Origin of the sequence: Methylobacterium sp. WL103 (assembly GCF_008039885.1) — a bacterium.
Classification (GTDB): Bacteria; Pseudomonadota; Alphaproteobacteria; order Rhizobiales; family Beijerinckiaceae; genus Methylobacterium; species Methylobacterium cerastii.
On sequence record NZ_VRUX01000558.1, the window covers coordinates 1 to 2,731 of the forward strand.

A 2,731-nucleotide genomic window follows, 5' to 3' on the forward strand; every position below is an offset into this window, starting at 1 on the left:
GCTATCGCAAGGCGCCGCCGCGCGGGGCGCGGGCGACACGGAGGCAGCGACATGGGCATGGCGACGAACCCGGATCACGCCACCCGCCCCGACGTGCTGGCGGCGATCGGCAACACGCCGCTGATCCGGCTGCGCCGGGCGTCGGAGGAGACCGGCTGCACAATCCTCGGCAAGGCCGAGTTCCTGAATCCCGGCCTCTCGGTGAAGGACCGGGCGGCGCGCGCGATCGTCGAAGACGCGGAGGCGCGCGGGCTGATCCGGCCGGGCGGCACCATCGTCGAAGGCACGGCGGGCAACACCGGAATCGGGTTGGCGCTGGTCGCGTCGGTGCGCGGCTACCGCACGGTGATCGTCATCCCCGTCACGCAATCGGAGGAGAAAAAGCAGACGCTGCGGCTGGCCGGCGCCCGGCTCGTCGAAGTGCCGGCGGTGCCGTTCTCCAACCCAGACAACTACGTCCACGTCGCCCGGCGCCTCGCCGAGCGGATCGCGGCGGAAGACCCCGCCGGGGCGTTCTTCGCCGACCAGTTCGACAACGTCGCCAACCGCGGCGCGCACGAGGCGCATACCGGCCCCGAGATCTGGGACCAGACCGGCGGCACCGTCGACGGCTTCGTGTGCGCGGCCGGCACCGGCGGCACGCTCGCGGGAACCGCAGCCGCCCTGCGGGCGAAAAACCCCAAGGTCGCAATCGCGCTGGCCGACCCCGAGGGCTCGGCGCTCTACGCGCACTACACCAGCGGGACCCTGAAGGCCGAGGGCTCCTCGATCACCGAAGGCATCGGCCAGGGCAGGATCACAAAGAACCTCGAGGGCTTCACCCCCGACCACGCCTTCCGCATCGGCGATACCGAGGCGCTCGACATCGTGTTCGGGCTGATGCGCGCGGAAGGGCTGTCGCTCGGCGGCTCGTCCGGCATCAACGTCGCCGGGGCGATCCGGCTGGCGCGGGCGCTCGGGCCGGGCCACACCATCGCGACGATCCTGTGCGACGGGGCGGCGCGCTACGCCTCGAAGCTGTTCAACCCGGCCTTCCTACGCGAGCGCAACCTGCCGAGCCCTGACTGGCTCGACCGGCCCGCCGACCCGCTGCCGGACTGGCACGCCTGAGCCGGCAAAACCGTCCGTCAGTTTGCGTGCGAATTATTTGAACGGAACGGATTGTCGCGGCGTTTGCACGGTCAAGCTCACGACCCGTGCGCTCCCGCGGAGACTTCCTTCATGTCGCTCGTCACCATTCTGCTCATCATCCTGATCATTCTCGCCTTCGGTGGTGGCGGCTTCCTCGGCGGCGGCGCCTACCGCGGCCCGGGCTTCGGCCTCGGCGGCATCCTGCTCATCGTCCTGATCGTTCTGCTCGTCACTGGCCGTCTCTGACGCCGACGCGGGCGCGAAGCCCGTCCGAGCGAGGTGGATGCCGGCTCGCTTGAAGGGCGGGCGGCCACACGACCAAAGCGGGCCTGTCGCGTGATCCGAGGATCGCGCGGCAGGCCCTATCTCGTACAGCCGAGCCCGATCACGGCGCCCCCGACTGCCGAGGCGGCGGCGCCGACGCTGCCGGCGGTGGCCGCCGACGGTTTCGTGGCGATGCCGCCCTCGGCCAGGAATGCGGCGATCACGTCCTCCGGGATCACAGGAAAGCTCGCCGGCGGCACCACGCCCGCCACCAGCCGCGGCGCGGCGGGATAGCGGGCGACGAGTCCCGCGAGGCCGCCCGCGCGGTCGAGGACCGGTGCCCCCGCCGACCCGGGCTGAAGCGGTGCCGTCACCCGCGCCTCGCCCGACATCGCCCCCGGGGCCACCGACACACCCGCCCCGTCGGCGGCGACCACCACCCGATCCTCGGAGGCCGAGGTCCCGTGCAGGCCCGGCAGCCTCGGTGCCGGCAGGCCGGCGGCCTCCAGAAGCGCCAGACCCCGCTCGCTGCGCAGGACCTTGGCCGGGGCGGCGCCGACCCGCAGGTTCGGGCAGGTCTCGACCAAGGACGACGCGGTCAACACGCGGCCCGGCGCCACGACGAGGCCGGTGCCGACCACCTGCGGCGGCGTCACTTGCGGCGGCGTCACTTGCGGCGGCGTCACTTGCGGGGCCGTCACTTGCGGGGCCGTCACTTGCGAGGTCATGCCGGCCGGGGGCAGGCCCGTGGCCGGCGGTTTGGTTGCCGGCACGGCCGCGATCCTGGGCGCCTCGGCCGGCGCGTTGGGAAACGGCACGAAGCTGTTGGCGATGGCGATGACGAGGCGGTCGACGTCCGCAGCCTGCGCCGCCTCGTAGCCGATGGCGAAGCCGCGGATGCCCGCCGGTCCGGCGGCGTAGCGGAGGTAGGAACGCCCCGACGCGGTCTCGCCGGTGACCACGATGAAGTCCGGCCGCTTGAGCTTGTACGTCACCTTGCGGTCGGCGAGCGGCGCGGTCGCGCGGGCGAACAGCGCCTCGAGGTCGGTGCTGCCTGCGGGAAACGACCGGCTCTCCAGGGTCAGCCGCCCGTCGGCGCTCTGCCAGCGGGTGCCGCCGGGCACGGCGCTGCGCTTGGGCACCATCCGCTCGGGGACGCCGAGCACCGCGCCGCTCGCCGGGTCAGCCAGCACGGTGAAGCGCACGGCCTTCCGCGCGGCCTCGCCCGCGGCCAGGTGATGGGGATATAACCCAAAACCCGCCCCCGGACCCCGGGCCGTTGAGCGTAGGCGGGGTGGTGGTTGAAAAAAAAAGGGGGGGGGGGGGGGGGGGGGGG

The 2,731-nt window shown here is 72.9% G+C and carries 3 protein-coding genes; 2 read left to right on the forward strand and 1 reads right to left on the reverse strand.

The window, feature by feature from the left end; all coding sequences use genetic code 11:
- Positions 1–57 precede the first annotated feature (57 nt).
- Both FV222_RS22260 and FV222_RS22265 read left to right on the forward strand, forming a co-directional pair.
- Positions 58–1,110 (forward strand): cysteine synthase A, encoded by a 1,053-nt coding sequence (locus FV222_RS22260; RefSeq protein WP_147761708.1) that lies wholly within the window; start codon positions 58–60, stop codon positions 1,108–1,110.
- A 111-nt stretch (positions 1,111–1,221) separates the two neighbouring features.
- Complete coding sequence (locus tag FV222_RS22265; RefSeq protein ID WP_007563230.1) at positions 1,222–1,377, forward strand: hypothetical protein; 156 nt, start codon at positions 1,222–1,224, stop codon at positions 1,375–1,377.
- Between the two features lie 116 nt (positions 1,378–1,493).
- Here FV222_RS22265 and FV222_RS22270 read toward each other — a convergent pair whose 3' ends face one another.
- On the reverse strand, positions 1,494–2,600 hold the full coding sequence (locus FV222_RS22270) for a serine protease (protein ID WP_147815662.1): 1,107 nt from the start codon (positions 2,598–2,600) through the stop codon (positions 1,494–1,496).
- Positions 2,601–2,731 lie beyond the last annotated feature (131 nt).

Coding starts and splice junctions, on each gene's coding strand:
- FV222_RS22265 (WP_007563230.1), top strand. CDS start 1,222: ATGTCGCTCGTCACCATTCTGCTCATCATCCTGATCATTCTCGCCTTC.
- FV222_RS22260 (WP_147761708.1), top strand. CDS start 58: ATGGCGACGAACCCGGATCACGCCACCCGCCCCGACGTGCTGGCGGCG.